Consider the following 1,086-nt stretch of genomic DNA (forward strand, 5'->3'; position numbering starts at 1 on the left):
GGCTGTGACCAGCCGGTAGCGGCCATCCACGACCAGACCGTTCGCCGGATCCGGGACCTGCCGCTGTTCGAATACGCGGTGGAATTGTGGGTACCGCGGCTGCGCCTGGCCTGCCCGCGCTGCGGCCCGAGGCTTGAGCGACTGGACTGGCTAGACCCCCACGCCCGGGTGACCCGGCGGCTGGCCGAGAGCGTGGCCCGGCTGTGCGCCGGGACATCGGTGCGGCACACCGCCCGGTGGTTCGGGCTGGACTGGAAGACGGTCAAAGCGATCGACTTCCGGCATCTGGAGCGCTCGCTGGGCCCGCCGAACCTGGACGGCGTGCGGCTGCTGGCGATGGACGAGTTCGCGATCCAGAAGGGCCACCGGTACGCGACCGTGGTGGTCGACCCCGAGCGCAAGCGGGTGCTGTGGGTGGGGCGCGGGCGTTCGAGAGCGGAAATCAGGCCGTTTTTTGAGCTGCTGGGCCCGGTGCGCTGCGCCCAGGTCCGCGCCGTGGCGATGGACATGAACTCCGCCTACGACCTGGAGGTTCGGGCGCATTGCCCGAACGCGGAGGTCGTCTACGACCTGTTCCATGTCGTGGCCAAGTACGGCCGGGAGGTGATCGACCGGGTCCGGGTGGACGAGGCAGACCGGCTGCGCGCCGATAAGCCGGCCCGGCGGGTGGTCAAGACATCGCGCTGGCTGCTACTTCGTAATCGGGAGAACGTGCCCGACGAGCAGGTGGTGCGGCTGGAAGAGCTGCTGGCGGCCAACAAGGCCTTGTTGACGGTCTACCTGCTGAAAGAAGACCTGAAGGGGCTATGGCGCTACCGGCGCGAGGCATGGGCCTGGAAAGCGTGGAAGAGCTGGAAGCGACGAGCCCTGCGCAGCGGCCTGGAGCCGCTGCGCGTGTTCGTGCGGCGGCTCGAGCCCTACCTTTCGGGGATCCTGGCCCACTGCCGCTGGCCGCTGGGAACCAATCTGGTCGAAGGCATCAACAACAAGATCAAGGTCATCAAGCGGGTGGCCTACGGCTACCGGGACGACGCCTACTTCTTCCTGAAGATCCGGGCGGCCTTCCCCGGACTTGGGTGAAGAACC

1 protein-coding gene is annotated in these 1,086 nt (G+C 67.9%); it reads left to right on the forward strand.

Going from position 1 to position 1,086, the window contains the following annotated elements:
* Nucleotides 1-1,080: ISL3 family transposase (locus tag CR938_RS14270; RefSeq protein ID WP_162125618.1), on the forward strand; the 1,080-nt coding region annotated here is incomplete at its 5' end.
* Nucleotides 1,081-1,086 lie beyond the last annotated feature (6 nt).

It is taken from the genome of Pseudoxanthomonas taiwanensis (assembly GCF_010093135.1).
In the GTDB taxonomy this organism is placed as follows: Bacteria; Pseudomonadota; Gammaproteobacteria; order Xanthomonadales; family Xanthomonadaceae; genus Pseudoxanthomonas; species Pseudoxanthomonas taiwanensis.